15 protein-coding genes are annotated in these 13,848 nt (G+C 75.0%); 3 read left to right on the top strand and 12 right to left on the bottom strand.

Features of this window, described 5'->3' with window-relative positions; translation table 11 throughout:
• From yajC to pdxT, 6 genes are all read right to left on the bottom strand, one after another.
• Positions 1-279, bottom strand: a complete 279-nt coding sequence (gene yajC, locus J3473_RS02230) for a preprotein translocase subunit YajC (protein WP_207021723.1) — start codon at positions 277-279, stop codon at positions 1-3.
• Positions 280-436: 157 nt separating this feature from the next.
• Positions 437-1,567, bottom strand: a complete 1,131-nt coding sequence (gene ruvB, locus J3473_RS02225) for a Holliday junction branch migration DNA helicase RuvB (RefSeq protein WP_242525630.1) — start codon at positions 1,565-1,567, stop codon at positions 437-439.
• On the bottom strand, positions 1,564-2,169 hold the full coding sequence (gene ruvA / locus J3473_RS02220; RefSeq protein ID WP_207021721.1) for a Holliday junction branch migration protein RuvA: 606 nt from the start codon (positions 2,167-2,169) through the stop codon (positions 1,564-1,566). Before ruvA ends, ruvB begins: the two co-directional genes overlap by 4 nt.
• The gene (gene ruvC / locus J3473_RS02215; protein WP_030529125.1) at positions 2,166-2,678 is read right to left on the bottom strand and encodes a crossover junction endodeoxyribonuclease RuvC; all 513 of its coding nucleotides are present in this window, start codon (positions 2,676-2,678) and stop codon (positions 2,166-2,168) included. The genes ruvA and ruvC overlap by 4 nt, the downstream gene beginning before the upstream one ends.
• 91 nt (positions 2,679-2,769) lie before the next feature.
• Complete coding sequence (locus tag J3473_RS02210; RefSeq protein WP_030529124.1) at positions 2,770-3,531, bottom strand: YebC/PmpR family DNA-binding transcriptional regulator; 762 nt, start codon at positions 3,529-3,531, stop codon at positions 2,770-2,772.
• On the bottom strand, positions 3,528-4,148 hold the full coding sequence (gene pdxT, locus J3473_RS02205; protein ID WP_207021720.1) for a pyridoxal 5'-phosphate synthase glutaminase subunit PdxT: 621 nt from the start codon (positions 4,146-4,148) through the stop codon (positions 3,528-3,530). Before pdxT ends, J3473_RS02210 begins: the two co-directional genes overlap by 4 nt.
• Before the next feature lie 41 nt (positions 4,149-4,189).
• On the opposite strand from pdxT, the gene J3473_RS02200 reads away from it, so the two are divergent.
• Complete coding sequence (locus J3473_RS02200; protein WP_207021719.1) at positions 4,190-4,705, top strand: GNAT family N-acetyltransferase; 516 nt, start codon at positions 4,190-4,192, stop codon at positions 4,703-4,705.
• Positions 4,706-4,717: 12 nt separating this feature from the next.
• On the opposite strand, the gene J3473_RS02195 is transcribed toward J3473_RS02200, so the two are convergent.
• A complete protein-coding gene (locus J3473_RS02195) occupies positions 4,718-6,292 on the bottom strand; it encodes a GGDEF domain-containing protein (protein WP_207021718.1) in 1,575 nt (524 codons plus the stop codon).
• A gap of 146 nt (positions 6,293-6,438) precedes the next feature.
• On the opposite strand from J3473_RS02195, the gene kynU reads away from it, so the two are divergent.
• Both kynU and J3473_RS02185 read left to right on the top strand, forming a co-directional pair.
• Positions 6,439-7,677 carry a kynureninase gene (gene kynU, locus J3473_RS02190; protein WP_207021717.1) on the top strand — a complete coding sequence of 413 codons (1,239 nt, stop codon included), beginning with the start codon at positions 6,439-6,441 and terminating at the stop codon, positions 7,675-7,677.
• A 26-nt stretch (positions 7,678-7,703) separates the two neighbouring features.
• The gene (locus J3473_RS02185) at positions 7,704-9,536 is read left to right on the top strand and encodes a DHA2 family efflux MFS transporter permease subunit (RefSeq protein ID WP_207021716.1); all 1,833 of its coding nucleotides are present in this window, start codon (positions 7,704-7,706) and stop codon (positions 9,534-9,536) included.
• A gap of 10 nt (positions 9,537-9,546) precedes the next feature.
• Here J3473_RS02185 and pdxS read toward each other — a convergent pair whose 3' ends face one another.
• From pdxS to pgsA, 5 genes are read right to left on the bottom strand one after another with little or no spacing between them, the layout of a single operon-like run.
• Positions 9,547-10,458 (bottom strand): pyridoxal 5'-phosphate synthase lyase subunit PdxS, encoded by a 912-nt coding sequence (pdxS, locus tag J3473_RS02180; RefSeq protein WP_030529118.1) that lies wholly within the window; start codon positions 10,456-10,458, stop codon positions 9,547-9,549.
• Positions 10,459-10,512: 54 nt separating this feature from the next.
• Positions 10,513-11,106: a hypothetical protein gene (locus tag J3473_RS02175; protein WP_242525629.1), complete on the bottom strand. Its 594-nt coding sequence runs from the start codon at positions 11,104-11,106 to the stop codon at positions 10,513-10,515.
• A complete protein-coding gene (locus J3473_RS02170) occupies positions 11,103-12,290 on the bottom strand; it encodes a glycosyltransferase family 4 protein (RefSeq protein WP_207021715.1) in 1,188 nt (395 codons plus the stop codon). The genes J3473_RS02175 and J3473_RS02170 overlap by 4 nt, the downstream gene beginning before the upstream one ends.
• Complete coding sequence (locus tag J3473_RS02165) at positions 12,287-13,228, bottom strand: phosphatidylinositol mannoside acyltransferase (protein ID WP_242525628.1); 942 nt, start codon at positions 13,226-13,228, stop codon at positions 12,287-12,289. Before J3473_RS02165 ends, J3473_RS02170 begins: the two co-directional genes overlap by 4 nt.
• Positions 13,225-13,839, bottom strand: a complete 615-nt coding sequence (gene pgsA / locus J3473_RS02160) for a phosphatidylinositol phosphate synthase (RefSeq protein WP_030529114.1) — start codon at positions 13,837-13,839, stop codon at positions 13,225-13,227. Before pgsA ends, J3473_RS02165 begins: the two co-directional genes overlap by 4 nt.
• Positions 13,840-13,848: the final 9 nt, after the last annotated feature.

Here is a 13,848-nt window from a genome sequence, read left to right as displayed (position 1 = left end):
TCAGCGCACCTCTCCCGCGCGCATCCCGATGGCCCGGCGGTCGAACCGCAGCGCGACGCCGTTCCCGACGTCGAGCGTCGCCACCTGGTCGTCGAGCGCGGTGATCGTGCCGTAGAGGCCCGACGTCGTCACGACCTCCTCGCCGACCGCGAGGGAGGCCTGGAGGGCCTGCACCTGCTGCCCGCGCTTGCGCTGGGTGAAGAACATCCAGACGAGGAGGAGGAACGGCAGTCCCAGGATCAGGAGGTAGGCGAGGCCGGAGCCGGAGCCGGAAGACATCGGAGTTGGTCCTTCGGAGCGGGGGTCCCCCCGCGCTGTGGTGAACAGTGGGTCGGCCCGGGAGCACCGGGCCGAGGACTCACTGTAGGCGAGACGCGGACGCCCCACCAACGATCCGACACGCCCGCGCGTGCCCGGCACGCCGCAGCCGCGCGGGTCAGCCGCCGAGCCGGCCGGGGCCGTCGTCGAGCAGCGGCAGGGCGCCCTGCTGCGGGGCGCCGGCCGGCGGGTGCAGCCCGAGGTGGCTCCAGGCCCGGGCCGTGGCTGCCCGCCCGCGCGGTGTGCGCGAGATGAAGCCCTCCCGCACGAGGTAGGGCTCGGCGACCGTCTCGACGGTGTCGGACTCCTCCCCCACGGCGACGGCGAGGGTCGAGAGACCGACCGGCCCGCCGGCGAACCGGCGGCACAGGGCCTCGAGGACGGCGCGGTCGAGGCGGTCCAGGCCGGCGTCGTCGACGTCGAAGAGGACGAGGGCGGCCCGGGCGGCGGCGTGGTCGACGTGGCCGTCGCCGTGGACCTGCGCCCAGTCGCGGACCCGGCGCAGCAGGCGGTTGGCGATGCGCGGTGTGCCCCGCGAGCGGCCGGCGACCTCGGTGATGCCGTCGGCGTCGGCCTCGACCCCGAGCAGGCCGGCCGAGCGGCGCAGGATGGCCACGAGGTCGGCGGTGTCGTAGTAGTCGAGGTGGCCGGTGAACCCGAACCGGTCACGCAGCGGCGCCGGCAGCAGCCCGGCGCGGGTCGTCGCGCCGACGACGGTGAAGGGGGGCAGCTCGAGCGGGATCGCGGTGGCGCCGGGGCCCTTGCCGACGATGACGTCGACCCGGAAGTCCTCCATCGCGAGGTAGAGCATCTCCTCCGCGGAGCGGCTCATCCGGTGGATCTCGTCGAGGAAGAGGACCTCGCCCTCGTCGAGGCTGGAGAGGGCGGCGGCGAGGTCACCCGCGTGCTGGATGGCCGGGCCGCTCGTCACGCGGATCGGGCGCTCGAGCTCGGCGGCGACGATCATCGCCAGCGTCGTCTTGCCCAGGCCCGGCGGGCCGGAGAGCAGGACGTGGTCGGGCGGGCTGCCGCGGCGGCGCGCGGCCTCGAGGACCAGGCCCAGCTGGTCGCGCACGCGGGGCTGGCCGGGGAACTCGGCGAGCCGGCGCGGGCGCAGCGCGGCCTCGACGACCCGCTCGTCGTCGCTGCCCCCGGCGTCGACGACCCGGGCGGTGGCGTCGAAGGAGCCGTCGTCCTCGCGGTCGTCGGCCTCGTGGACCTCGCTCCCCCAGGCCCGCGACGCGCTCACGGCCGCAGCTCCCGCAGGGCCAGGCGCAGCAGCGCGGCGATGTCGGCGTCGGCCGGGGCGCTGCCGGCGACCCGCTCGACGGCGTCGCCCGCCTGCTTGGCGGACCATCCGAGGCCGACGAGGGCCTCGACGACCTGGCCGCGCCACGGCTCCTCGCCGGGCACGACCGGGGCGGGGGCGTCGGCCCCGGCGCCGGTGCGCACGGCGCCGACCTTGTCGCGCAGCTCGAGGACGAGGCGCTGGGCGGACTTCGCGCCGATGCCGGGGATGGCGGTCAGGGCCTTGGCGTCGCCCGACGACAGCGCGGCCGCGAGCTGGTCGGGCCCCATGACCGAGAGCATCGCGAGGGCGAGGCGCGGCCCGACGCCCGAGACCGTCTGGACGGTCTCGAACATGTCGCGCTCGGCCGGGCTGCCGAAGCCGTAGAGGGTCAGGGAGTCCTCGCGGACGACGAGGGCCGTCGCGAGCGAGGCCTCCTGGCCGCGGTGGCAGGCCGCGGCCGTCGCCGGGGTCGTGTGCACGAGCATCCCGACGCCGCCGACCTCGAGGACCACGTGGTCGAGCCCGACGTGGCCGACCGGCCCGCGCAGCGAGGCGATCATCCGCGGGCCGCCTTCGCGAGGGCGTCGAGGCGCGCGGACTGGGCGCCGCGCCAGGCGTGGCAGATGGCGAGGGCCAGGGCGTCGGCGGCGTCCGCCGGCTTCGGCGGGGTCGCGAGGCCGAGGATGCGGGTGACCATCGCGGTCACCTGGGCCTTGTCCGCGCGGCCGGAGCCGGTGACGGCCGCCTTGACCTCGGTCGGGGTGTGGAAGACGACGGGCACCTCACGCTTGGTGGCGGCGAGCAGCGCGACGGCGGTGGCGTGCGCGGTGCTCATGACGTTGGTGATGTTGGAGTCGGCGAAGACCCGCTCGACGGCGACGACGTCGGGCCGGTAGCGGTCGAGCCAGCCCTCCATCTCGCGCTCGAGGAAGACCAGCCGCTCCCCCGGATCGCCGTCGCTCGGTGTGCGGACGACGCCGACGGCGACCATCCGGGCACGCCCGAGCCGACCGTCGACGACCCCGAGGCCGCAGCGGGTGAGGCCGGGGTCGACACCGAGGACGCGCACGCGGGCTCCTTCACCGACCGATGGAACAGGTGTTCGACACCTACGCTACGACCCCGCGGGTCGCTCCCCCGGCACCGACACGCGGCGCCGGTCAGTCCTCGGCGTCGAGCTCGGCGAGGACGTCGTCGGGGATGTCGCCGTTGGCGAAGACGTCCTGGACGTCGTCGGAGTCCTCGAGCGCCTCGATGACGCGGATCATCTTCTTCGCGCCGTCGGCGTCGAGCGGGACCTGGAGGTTCGGGACCCAGGAGGCCTCGGCCGAGTCGTAGTCGATGCCGGCGTCCTGGAGCGCGGTGCGGACCGCGACGACGTCGGTGGCCTCGGAGACGACCTCCCACGCGTCGCCGTTGTCGTTGACCTCCTCGGCCCCGGCCTCGAGGACGACCTCGAGGATCTCGTCCTCGCCCTTGTCGTCGCTCTTGGGGACGATGACGACGCCCTTGCGGTTGAAGACGTAGGCCACCGAGCCCGGGTCCGCGAGCTGGCCGCCGTTGCGGGTCAGGGCGGTGCGCACCTCGGCCGCCGCGCGGTTGCGGTTGTCGGTGAGGCACTCGATGAGCAGGGCCACGCCGCCGGGCGCGTAGCCCTCGTACGTGATGGTCTGCCAGTCGGCCCCGCCCGCCGTCGCACCGGAGCCGCGCTTGACCGCGTTGTCGATGTTGTTGTTGGGGACCGACGACTTCTTGGCCTTCTGGATCGCGTCGTAGAGCGTCGGGTTGCCCGCCGGGTCACCGCCGCCGGTGCGGGCCGCGACCTCGATGTTCTTGATGAGCTTGGCGAAGAGCTTGCCGCGCTTGGCGTCGATCGCCGCCTTCTTGTGCTTGGTGGTCGCCCACTTGGAGTGGCCGCTCATGAACGCTCCCTCTGGCTCTGCTTCACGATGTCGACGAACAGGCGGTGGACCCGGTGGTCACCGGTCACCTCCGGGTGGAAGGACGTGACCAGCAGGTCCCCCTGCCGCGCGGCGACGATCCTACCCGCGGCCGGGCCGTGCTCGACCCGCGCGAGGACCTCGACGGCCTCCCCCGCCTCCTCGACCCACGGCGCCCGGATGAACACCGCGCGCACCGGCTCGCCGCCGAGCTCGCGGATGTGCAGGTCCTCCTCGAAGGAGTCGACCTGCCGCCCGAAGGCGTTGCGGCGCACGAGGATGTCCATCCCGCCGAGCGTCTGCTGGCCGGCCGCGCTGTCCGCGAGGCGGTCGGCGAGGAGGATCATCCCGGCGCAGGAGCCGTAGACCGGCAGGCCGGCCGCGATGCGTCCGCGCAGCGGCGCCTGGAGGTCGAAGGCGCGCACGAGCTTGTCGATGGTCGTCGACTCGCCGCCGGGCAGGACGAGCCCGTCGACGGCCTCGACCTCGGCGGGCCGGCGCACCGTGACGGCGCGGGCGCCGCCGCGCTCGAGGGCGACGAGGTGCTCGCGCACGTCGCCCTGCACGGCGAGCACGCCGACGGTGGGGGTGGTGGTCACGCCGACCGACTCTACGGGCCGCCGCGACCTAGGCTGCACCGGTGCCCGAGCCCACCGTGCGCCCCCGCCGGCCCGCCGACGTCCCTGCCCTCGTCGAGGTGCTCGCGGCCCAGCAGCCGGCCTCGCGCTACCCGGTGCGCTGGCCGCTGCCCTTCCCCGTCGAGGAGTTCGTCGTCCGGCCGGGCGAGCTCGGCGCCTGGGTCGTGACCGTCGACGGCGCGGTCGCGGGGCACGTCGCCGTCCTCGAGCCCGGGGAGGGCTGGGAGACCGCGGCGTTCGTCGAGGCGACCGGGCTGCCGGCCGCGCGGCTCGGCACGGTGTCGACGCTCTTCGTCGACCCCGCGCGCCGCGGCCTCGGGCTCGGCTCCCGGCTGCTCGAGGTGGCCGTCGGGCACGTCCGGTCGCTCGGGCGCACCCCGGTGCTCGACGTCGTCCAGGAGCACTCCGTCGCCGCCGACCTCTACCGGCGCCGCGGCTGGCGGGTCGTCGGCGAGGCGCGCCCGCACTGGCTGCCCGCCGACCGCGAGCCGGTGCTGCTCATGACCCTCGACGCCTGACGGCGCCCCGCGTCAGACCGAGACGCCGTCCCGCCCACGCTCCTTGGCGCGGTAGAGCGCGCGGTCGGCCATGTGGCGCAGGCCGTCGAGGTCGGCCACCTTGCCCACCGCGAGCCCGACGCTCACCGTGACGCGCAGGTCGTCGGCGAGGTCCTCCCAGTGGTCGCTGCGCACGAGCTCGGCGAGGTCGAGGCACCGGTGCAGGGCGGTGTCGAGCCGGTCGGTGTCGAGCAGGAGCAGGAACTCGTCCCCTCCCCAGCGCACGACGAGGTCGGTGCCGCGCACGACCGTCCGCAGGCAGCTCGCGACCCGGACGAGCACCTCGTCGCCCACCTCGTGGCCGTGGGTGTCGTTGACCGACTTGAAGTGGTCGACGTCGACGAGGACGAGCGTCACCTCGTCGCGCACGGTGCCCGGCTCCGCGCCGAGCAGCCCGTCGACGTGGGTCTCGAGCCCGCGCCGGTTGGCGACCCCGGTCAGCGCGTCGACCTCGGCGGCGACCCGCAGCCGCGCGTGCTCGCTCGACAGGTACTCGTTCTGGATGAGCGAGCCGATGGCCTCGAGGGCGGCGATGCGCGCCTCCTGGCGCCGCTGCGCCAGCTCCCGGGCGACCCGCAGCCCGGCCGTCTCGTAGCCCAGCTCCTCGGCCTCGAGCTCGGCGTCGCGGGTCAGCGCCAGCAGGTACAGCTCGGGCATCCGGACCCGGTCCCAGGCCTCGATCGCGGCGGCGAGGTGCTCGCGCGCCGTGCGGGGGTCGGGCTCGGTGAAGGAGCGTGCGAGACCGAGGTAGGTCGCGAACTCCGCGTTCTCCTCGTCCGCGGGCGGGCGCGGCGTCCCGGAGGCGGGCGGCGCGATGGCGTCGATGAGGTTCTCGAAGATGTGCAGGTCCACCTGCCAGCTCTCGGGCAGCAGCTGCAGCGGCACCCGCTGCACCGCGCCGCGCGCGAGGATGCCGAGCTCGTGGAGGTCCTCGCTCGGGCCGGTCTGGCGGGTCACGCACAGCCGGCGCAGCTGGATCTCGGCGCGGTTGTACATCGCCGTGGCCATCCGCCACGCGTCGCGCTCGTCGCTCCCCAGCTGGTCGGCGGCCGACGAGGTGTGCTCGAGGGCGAGGTCCCACATGTCCCGGTCGAGGTAGCCGGTCGCGCACTCGACGTGCGCCGAGCCGAGCATCTCGTGGCCCCGCGGCGCCCCGCGCAGGAGGACGGTGGCGCGGGTCAGGTCGCGGTCCGCGTCGAGCCGCGGCCGGTCGTCCCACATCTCGGCGGTGGCGCCCTGGGCCAGGGCCAGCGCCTCCCACACGATGTCGCCCTGCGCCCGCGCGCGCTCGCGCAGCCGGACGAGGTGACGGCGCCGCTCGACGGCACCGTCCGCGGCGAGCAGCCGCACGTACTCCAGCACCATGAGGACGTCGACCCAGCCCTCCTGCGCGGCGCGCGAGGCGATCTCCTCGAGCCGGAGACGATCGAGGGCGTCCGGGGTCTGCGCCGTGAGGATGAGCGCGCGCGACTCCTCGAGCAGCTCCTGGTGCTCCGCGCTGCGCGCCTGTGGACAGTCCGGTGGCTGTGTCGTCGTGGCTCCCCGCATGACGTCGAGTGTGGGACGTCCGTCACTGCACCGCAGGGATGTCCGCAACTCGGAGGCGCAAGTGTGGCCGAACGTCCATCACCTGCGCGAGGTGCTTGCCGGACGGCGCGCGAGGTGCCGAGGGGCGGACCGGATAGCGTCGGGCCATGTCGTCAGTGCTGACCGCCCGCGCCCGGGACCTCGACGCCGACCACGCGGGCACGGACCTGCGCTCCCGCTTCGTGCTGCCGGAGGGGGTCGTCTACCTCGACGGCAACTCGCTCGGTGCGCTGCCCACCGGTGTCGCCGACGCGGTCGCCGACGTGGTGCACCGGCAGTGGGGCGAGCGGCTCATCGCGAGCTGGAACGAGGCCGACTGGTGGGGTGCGCCGAGCCGCGTCGGCGACCGCGTCGGGGCGCTCGTGGGCGCCGCCCCCGGGCAGGTCGTCTGCACCGACTCGACGACCGTCAACCTCTTCAAGGTCGTCGTCGCGGCCGCCCGGATGCGTCCGGGGCGGCGCGTCGTCCTCACCGACCCCGCCTCCTTCCCCACCGACCTCTACGTCACGGCCGCCGCCGCCCGCGACACCGGGCTCGTCGTCGAGCACGTCTCCCCCGCCGACGCCCCGGCCCGCATCGCCGAGCTCGGTGACGACCTCGCGCTCGCGTCCTACAGCTCGGTCGACTACCGCACCGGCGAGCTCTGGGACCTGCCGGCGGTCACGCGCGCGGCCCACGCCGTCGGCGCCCTCGTGTGCTGGGACCTCTGCCACTCGGCCGGGGTGCTGCCCGTCGACCTCGACGCCCACGAGGTCGACCTCGCCGTCGGGTGCGGCTACAAGTACCTCAACGGCGGGCCAGGCGCCCCGGCGTACCTCTACGTCGCGCAACGCCACCAGAACGCCTTCGACCAGCCGCTGTCGGGGTGGAACGGGCACGCGACCCCCTTCGCGATGGCGCCCGAGTTCGCGCCGGCCGCCGGGATCGCGCGCGGCCGCGTCGGCACGCCCCCGCTGCTGTCGATGCTGGCGCTCGAGGCGGCCCTCGCCGCGTACGACGACGTCGACGTGGCGGACCTGCGGGCCCGCTCGCTCTCGCTCACCGGCTACTTCCTCGAGTGCCTCGACACCCTCCTGCCCGACCTCGAGGTCGCGACCCCGAGGGACGGCGCCCGTCGCGGCTCGCAGGTGAGCATCCGGCACGAGGGCGCCTACGGGGTCGTCCAGGCGCTCATCGCCCGCGGCGTCGTCGGCGACTTCCGCGAGGCCGACATCGTGCGGCTCGGCTTCAGCCCGATGTACCTCACCCACGCCGACGTCCTGCGCGCCGCCGAGGAGCTCGTCGCGGTCCTCGACGGCGGCGAGCACGAGCGGCCCGAGTTCGCGGAGCGCGCCCAGGTGACCTGAGGCCCGTCGGCTGGTTCGATGGTCCGGTGAGCGCCGCCTCCGTCACCACCGACCGCGGGCTCCCGCTCGCCTCGGCGGGCGGGCGGTGGCTGCTCGTCGCCTCGATCCTCGGCTCGGCGCTCGCCGGCATCGACGCGACGGTGGTCAACGTCGCGCTGCCGGCCGTCGGGGCCTCGCTCGACGCCGACTTCGCGACCCTCCAGTGGGTGGTCTCGGCCTACGCCCTGACGCTGGCGGCCTTCATCCTCCTCGGCGGCGTCCTCGGCGACCGGTTCGGCCGCCGGCGGGTGTTCGTCGTCGGGGTGGTGTGGTTCGCGGCCGCCTCGCTGCTGTGCGGAGCCGCCCCGGACGCCGGGCTCCTCGTCGCGGCCCGGGCCCTCCAGGGGGTCGGCGCGGCGCTGCTGACACCGGGCAGCCTCGCGATGATCCAGGCGAGCATCGCCCCTTCCGACCGCGGCCGGGCCATCGGCGCGTGGTCGGGCCTCGGCGGCGTGGCCACCGCGGTCGGGCCCTTCCTCGGGGGCTGGCTGGTCCAGTCCTTCTCGTGGCGCTGGGTGTTCCTCGTCAACGTCCCGCTCGCCGCGGTGGTCGTCGTCCTCGCGGTGCGGCACGTCCCCGAGAGCCGCGACCCCGGCGCGAGCGGCCCGGTCGACGTCGCCGGCGCGGTGCTCGGCGCGCTGGCCCTCGGTGGGGCCACCTACGCCCTGATCTCGGCCGGCGAGTCCGGCGCCTCGGCCGCCGTCCTCGTCGCCGGCGCCGCCGGGCTGCTCGCCGCCGCCGCCTTCGTCGTCGTCGAGCGGCGGGCCCCCTCCCCGATGCTCCCCTTCGACGCCTTCCGGGGGGCGCAGTTCCGTGCCGCCAACCTCGTGACCTTCCTCGTCTACGCGGGCCTCGGGGCGGTCTTCCTGCTCCTCGTCGTCCAGCTGCAGGTGGTGTCCGGCTTCTCGCCGATCGCGGCCGGGACGGCCCTGCTGCCGGTGACCGGGGTGATGCTCCTGCTCTCCTCGACCTCCGGCGCGCTCGCCGCGCGTCTCGGGCCCCGGCGGCAGATGGCGGCCGGACCGGTCGTCGCCGCAGCCGGGGTGCTCCTCATGCTGCGGCTCGGCCCGGGGGCGTCGTACCTGCTCGACGTCCTGCCGGCGGTGCTCGTCCTGGGCCTCGGCCTCGTGACGATGGTCTCGCCGCTCACCGCCACGGCGCTGGCGGCCGCTCCGGCGGAGCACGCCGGGATGGCCTCGGGCGTCAACAACGCCGTGGCCCGCACCGCCGGCCTGCTGGCCGTCGCCGTCGTCCCCGCCGTGGCCGGGCTGTCCGGGCGCGCCTACGACGACCCGGTCGCCTTCGACGCCGGGTTCGCCGTCGCCCTGTGGGTCAGCGCGGCCGCCCTCGCCGCCGGCGGGGTGCTCGCGTGGCTCACCGTGCGCGACGACGTCCTCGCCCCCGCGGCCGGCGACCGGCAGCTGACGTTCTGCGCCGGGGTTGGCGCGCCACCGCTCGCGACCCGCGTCGACGCCACGGGCCGCCCCGACTGCGAGCCGGTCCGGCTCGTCACCACCACCGAGGAGGACCCGATGCCCTGTACGCACCTGACCGACCCCACGCCCCCGACCCCGAGCGGCGACGGCTGTGTGGAGTGCCTGCGCGACGGCGGCACGTGGGTGCACCTGCGGCTGTGCCAGGAGTGCGGCCACGTCGGCTGCTGCGACTCCTCACCCGACCGCCACGCGACGGCGCACGCGCACGGCACGGAGCACCCGGTCGTGCGCTCCTACGAGCCCGGCGAGGAGTGGTTCTACTGCTACGTCGACGACGTGGCGCTCGAGGTGCCCGGCGCCCCACCCGCGCCGAGCCACCCCTGAGCGCCGGCCGTCACCAGCCGCGCTCGGCGAGGCGGTGCGGCTGCGGGATCTCGTCGACGTTGATGCCGACCATCGCCTCGCCGAGGCCGCGCGAGACCTTGGCGATGACGTCGGGGTCGTCGTGGAAGGTCGTGGCCTTGACGATGGCCTCGGCGCGCTGCGCCGGGTTGCCGGACTTGAAGATGCCCGAGCCGACGAAGACGCCCTCGGCGCCGAGCTGCATCATCATCGCGGCGTCGGCCGGGGTGGCGATGCCGCCGGCGGTGAAGAGCACGACGGGCAGCTTGCCGGTCTCGGCGACCTCCTTGACGAGGTCGTACGGGGCCTGGAGCTCCTTGGCGGCGACGTAGAGCTCGTCGGGCTCCATCGAGCGCAGGCGGTTGATCTCCTTGCGCAGGGAGCGCATGTGCGTCGTCGCGTTGGAGACGTCGCCGGTGCCGGCCTCGCCCTTGGAGCGGATCATCGCCGCGCCCTCGGTGATGCGGCGCAGCGCCTCGCCGAGGTTGGTCGCACCGCAGACGAAGGGGACGGTGAACTGCCACTTGTCGATGTGGTTGGCGTAGTCGGCCGGGGTGAGCACCTCGGACTCGTCGATGTAGTCGACCCCGAGGGACTGCAGGACCTGCGCCTCGACGAAGTGGCCGATCCGGGCCTTGGCCATGACGGGGATCGAGACGGCCTCGATGATCGAGTCGATCATGTCGGGGTCGCTCATCCGCGAGACACCGCCCTGGGCGCGGATGTCGGCGGGGACGCGCTCGAGGGCCATGACGGCGACGGCGCCGGAGTCCTCGGCGATCTTCGCCTGCTCGGCGGTGACGACGTCCATGATGACGCCGCCCTTGAGCATCTCGGCCATGCCGCGCTTGACGCGGGTCGTGCCGGTGCCGGTGGTCGTGGGGGCGCTCTGCTGCTCGGTCATGGGCGCGATTCTAGGACGGTCGCGCGGGTGCTCCCGACCACGGTTCGACAGCGCTCAGCGGGCCAGGGCGGAGGGCAGGTCGTCGTCGAACTCGACCCGCTCGGGCAGCGCCGCGTGACCCGCCAGCCGGAAGACGCGCACGACCCACTTCCCGCGCACCCGGCGCACCTCGCGCACCGCGTCGTTGTGGAACCGCCGGGCCATCCGTACCCGCAGGGCGCTGGAGGCGATGCGGTCGAGCGACTCCTCGACGAGCTCGTCGCCGTCGGCCCGCAGCCGCGTCACGACGTCGTCGGTGAGGGTGACCGAGAGCACCTCGCTCAGCGCGGACTCGACCTCCTCGCGCCCGCCGAAGTGCTGCCCGTCGAGGAGGTCCTCGGCGAGCGGGTGCTCCGTCGTGCGCTCGACCGACTCGGTCGCGGCGTCCGCGAGCAGCAGGGCGGTGGCCGGGTCGAGCGCACCGCTGTTGGCCAGCTCGAGGGTGGCCTCGGCGCGGCGGACGAGCTGGGCGTCGAGCGCGCTCATCGCGCCCTCGGCCTTGGCGTGCAGCCGGTCGAGCCGGGCCGCCGCGTACGAGAGGTACCAGGCGGCGACGATGAGGACGATGACGACGAAGGTCGTCACCTGGAGGATGTCGACGTCGCTCACGAGCCCCCCGTCCCCGGGACGCTGCGGACGAACCGGCTCCACAGACCGCGGGGCGGCTCCGCGAGCTCGGCGTGCGCGCCCTCGAGCACCGTCTCGTAGACGGCCATCACCTGGCCCGAGACGCGCGACCAGTCGAAGGTGCGGGCCCGGTCGCGGCCCTCGCGGGACAGGTGCTCGCGGCGGGCGGGGTCCGCGAGCAGGCCGACGACGGCCTCACCGAGCGCGGCGGCCGAGCCCGCCTCGAAGGTGACGCCGACGCGCCCCCCGTCGAGCACCGCGACGAAGGCCGAGAGGTCGGAGGCCACGACGGGTGCGCCGGCGGCCATCGCCTCGACGAGCACGATGCCGAAGCTCTCGCCGCCGAGGTGCGGCGCGAGGTAGGCGTCGACCGAGCGCAGGAGGCTGGCCTTGTCGGCGTCCGAGACGGCGCCGAGGACGACGGTGGCGGCGGCCACGCGCGGCTCGACCCGCTTGAGCAGGTCGTCGGCCTCCCCCGGTCCGGCGACGAGCAACCGGGCCCGCGGGTGGGCGTCGAGGACCGCCGGCAGGGCCGCGAGGGCGACCCCGAGGCCCTTGCGCGGCTCGTCGACCCGGCCGAGGAACGCCAGCGTCGGCGCGTCCGGGGTGCCGGTCCACTCCGGACGGCGGGGCGCGACGTCGAACGCGTCGACGTGCACGCCGTTGGGGATGATGTAGGTGTCACCGCCGAGGTGCCGGCGCACGGTGCGCGCGGCGTCCTCCGAGACGGCGATGCGGGCGCGGATCTTCTCCAGCGAGGGCCGCAGCAGCGGATTGGCGGCGTGCATCGCCCGGGAGCGGACGGTCGAGGTGTGGAAGGTCGCGACGACCGGCTCCTCGGCCGCCCAGAGCGCCATCAGCGAGACCGACGGCGTGACCGGCTCGTGCAGGTGCACGACGTCGAAGCCGCCCGTCTCGAGCCAGCGGGTGACCCGCGCGGAGGTCACCGGGCCGAAGGTCAGCCGGGCCACCGAGCCGTTGTAGCGCACCGGCACGGCGCGCCCACACGAGGTGAGGTACGGCGGGAGGTCCGAGTCCTCGTCGGCCGGTGCCAGCACCGAGACGTCGTGGCCCTGCGCGATGAAGACCTCCGCGAGGTCGCGGACGTGGAACTGCACGCCTCCCGGCACGTCCCACGAGTAGGGGCAGACGATCCCGATCCTCACGAGGTCACACCCTGCCGCGCCAGGCGGTCCTCGTCGAGGTCCTCGAGGAAGACGCGCTGGAGCATGTGCCAGTCGGCGGTGTGCTCGCGCACCGCGGAGCCCAGCGCGTACGCGCACTGCTGCACCATCGAGACGACCTTCTCGCGGGTGGCGCCGGTCTCCGGCACGGTGACCGCCGGGTGGAAGGTGATGACGATGCCCCAGCCGAGGCCGCGTCGCTCGTGCCGGATCGACACCGGGAAGAGCGGACGCCGCTCGGCGAGGGCGAGGGCCGCGGGACCGGGCGCCATCCGCGCCGGGTGGCCGCAGAGGTCGACGGTGACGCCCTGGTGGGTGAGGTCGCGGTCGGCGAGCAGCGGGACGAGGCCGGGGCGGCGCGCGGCCTCGCGCAGCGCCGGGAAGACGGCGGGCCCCCCGGTGAGCGGCAGGATGGTCATCCCGAGGCCCTCGCGGAAGGCGAGGAACTCGCGGAAGACCTCCTCGGGCTCGAGCCGCTCGGCGACGGTCGTCACCGGGCCGAGGTGCACCGTGCACCAGGCGCCCGCGAGGTCCCAGTTGCCGAGGTGACCGAGGAAGCAGACGACGCTGCCGCCGGCGTCGAGCACCTCGCGCACCGGGGCGTCGCCCTCGAGCCGGACGCGCGCGGCGAGCTCGTCGGGGCCGAGCTCCGGCAGCCGGAAGGCCTCGCAGTAGTAGCGCAGGTAGGAGCGCATCCCGTCGCGGACGAGGGCGTCGAGCGCGGCGTCGTCGAGCTCGGGGCGCACCCGCGCGTAGTTGGCGCGCATCCGCGCGGCACCGCCCCGGGCGACCGTGAGGTCGGCGACGGCGTCGAAGAGCCGGTAGGCGGCGCGCTCCGGCATCCGCCGGACGGCGGCCCAGCCCAGGCGGTGCCCGGCGAGCACGGCGGCGTCGCCGAGCCGCGCCGGCACTCCCCTCACGCGGCGCCCAGCGCCTGCCGACGCACCTCGAGGATGCGCTGGACGACGGTGACTAGGCTCGCGAGCGCGAGGACGGCGAGGACGACCCCGAGGAAGACGGTGGGGATGGAGAACAGCCCGGTGAGGCCGGTGGCCACGAGGACGGCGACGAGCCGGTCGGCGCGCTCGGCGATGCCGACGTTCGCCGTCATCCCCAGGCCCTCGGCGCGGGCCTTGGCGTACGAGACGACGCTGCCGAGGATGAGGCAGGCGAGCGCGAGCGCGGCCATGTACGCGTTCCCGCCGTTGCCCGCGTACCAGAGGACGAGGCCCCCGAAGACGGCCGCGTCGCCGACCCGGTCGAGCGTGGAGTCGAGGTAGGCGCCCCAGCTGCTGGAGCGCCCGAGGCGCCGCGCCATGATGCCGTCGACGGTGTCGGAGAAGACGAACGCCGTGATGACGAGGGTGCCGACGAAGAACTCGCCGCGCGGGTAGAACACGAGCGCGCCCGCGGCCACGCCGATGGTCCCGATGACGGTGACGACGTCGGGGCTGATGCCGAGCCGCAGGAGCAGCGAGGCGACCGGGGTGAGGAGCTTCGTGAAGAACGCGCGCGCGTATCGGTTGAGCATGGTCCGGTC

Source organism: Phycicoccus sp. DTK01, from assembly GCF_017312765.1.
In the GTDB taxonomy this organism is placed as follows: Bacteria; Actinomycetota; Actinomycetes; order Actinomycetales; family Dermatophilaceae; genus Phycicoccus; species Phycicoccus jejuensis.
Note: the sequence above shows the minus strand (reverse complement) of the source record. Positions and strands in the feature narration are given on the sequence as shown.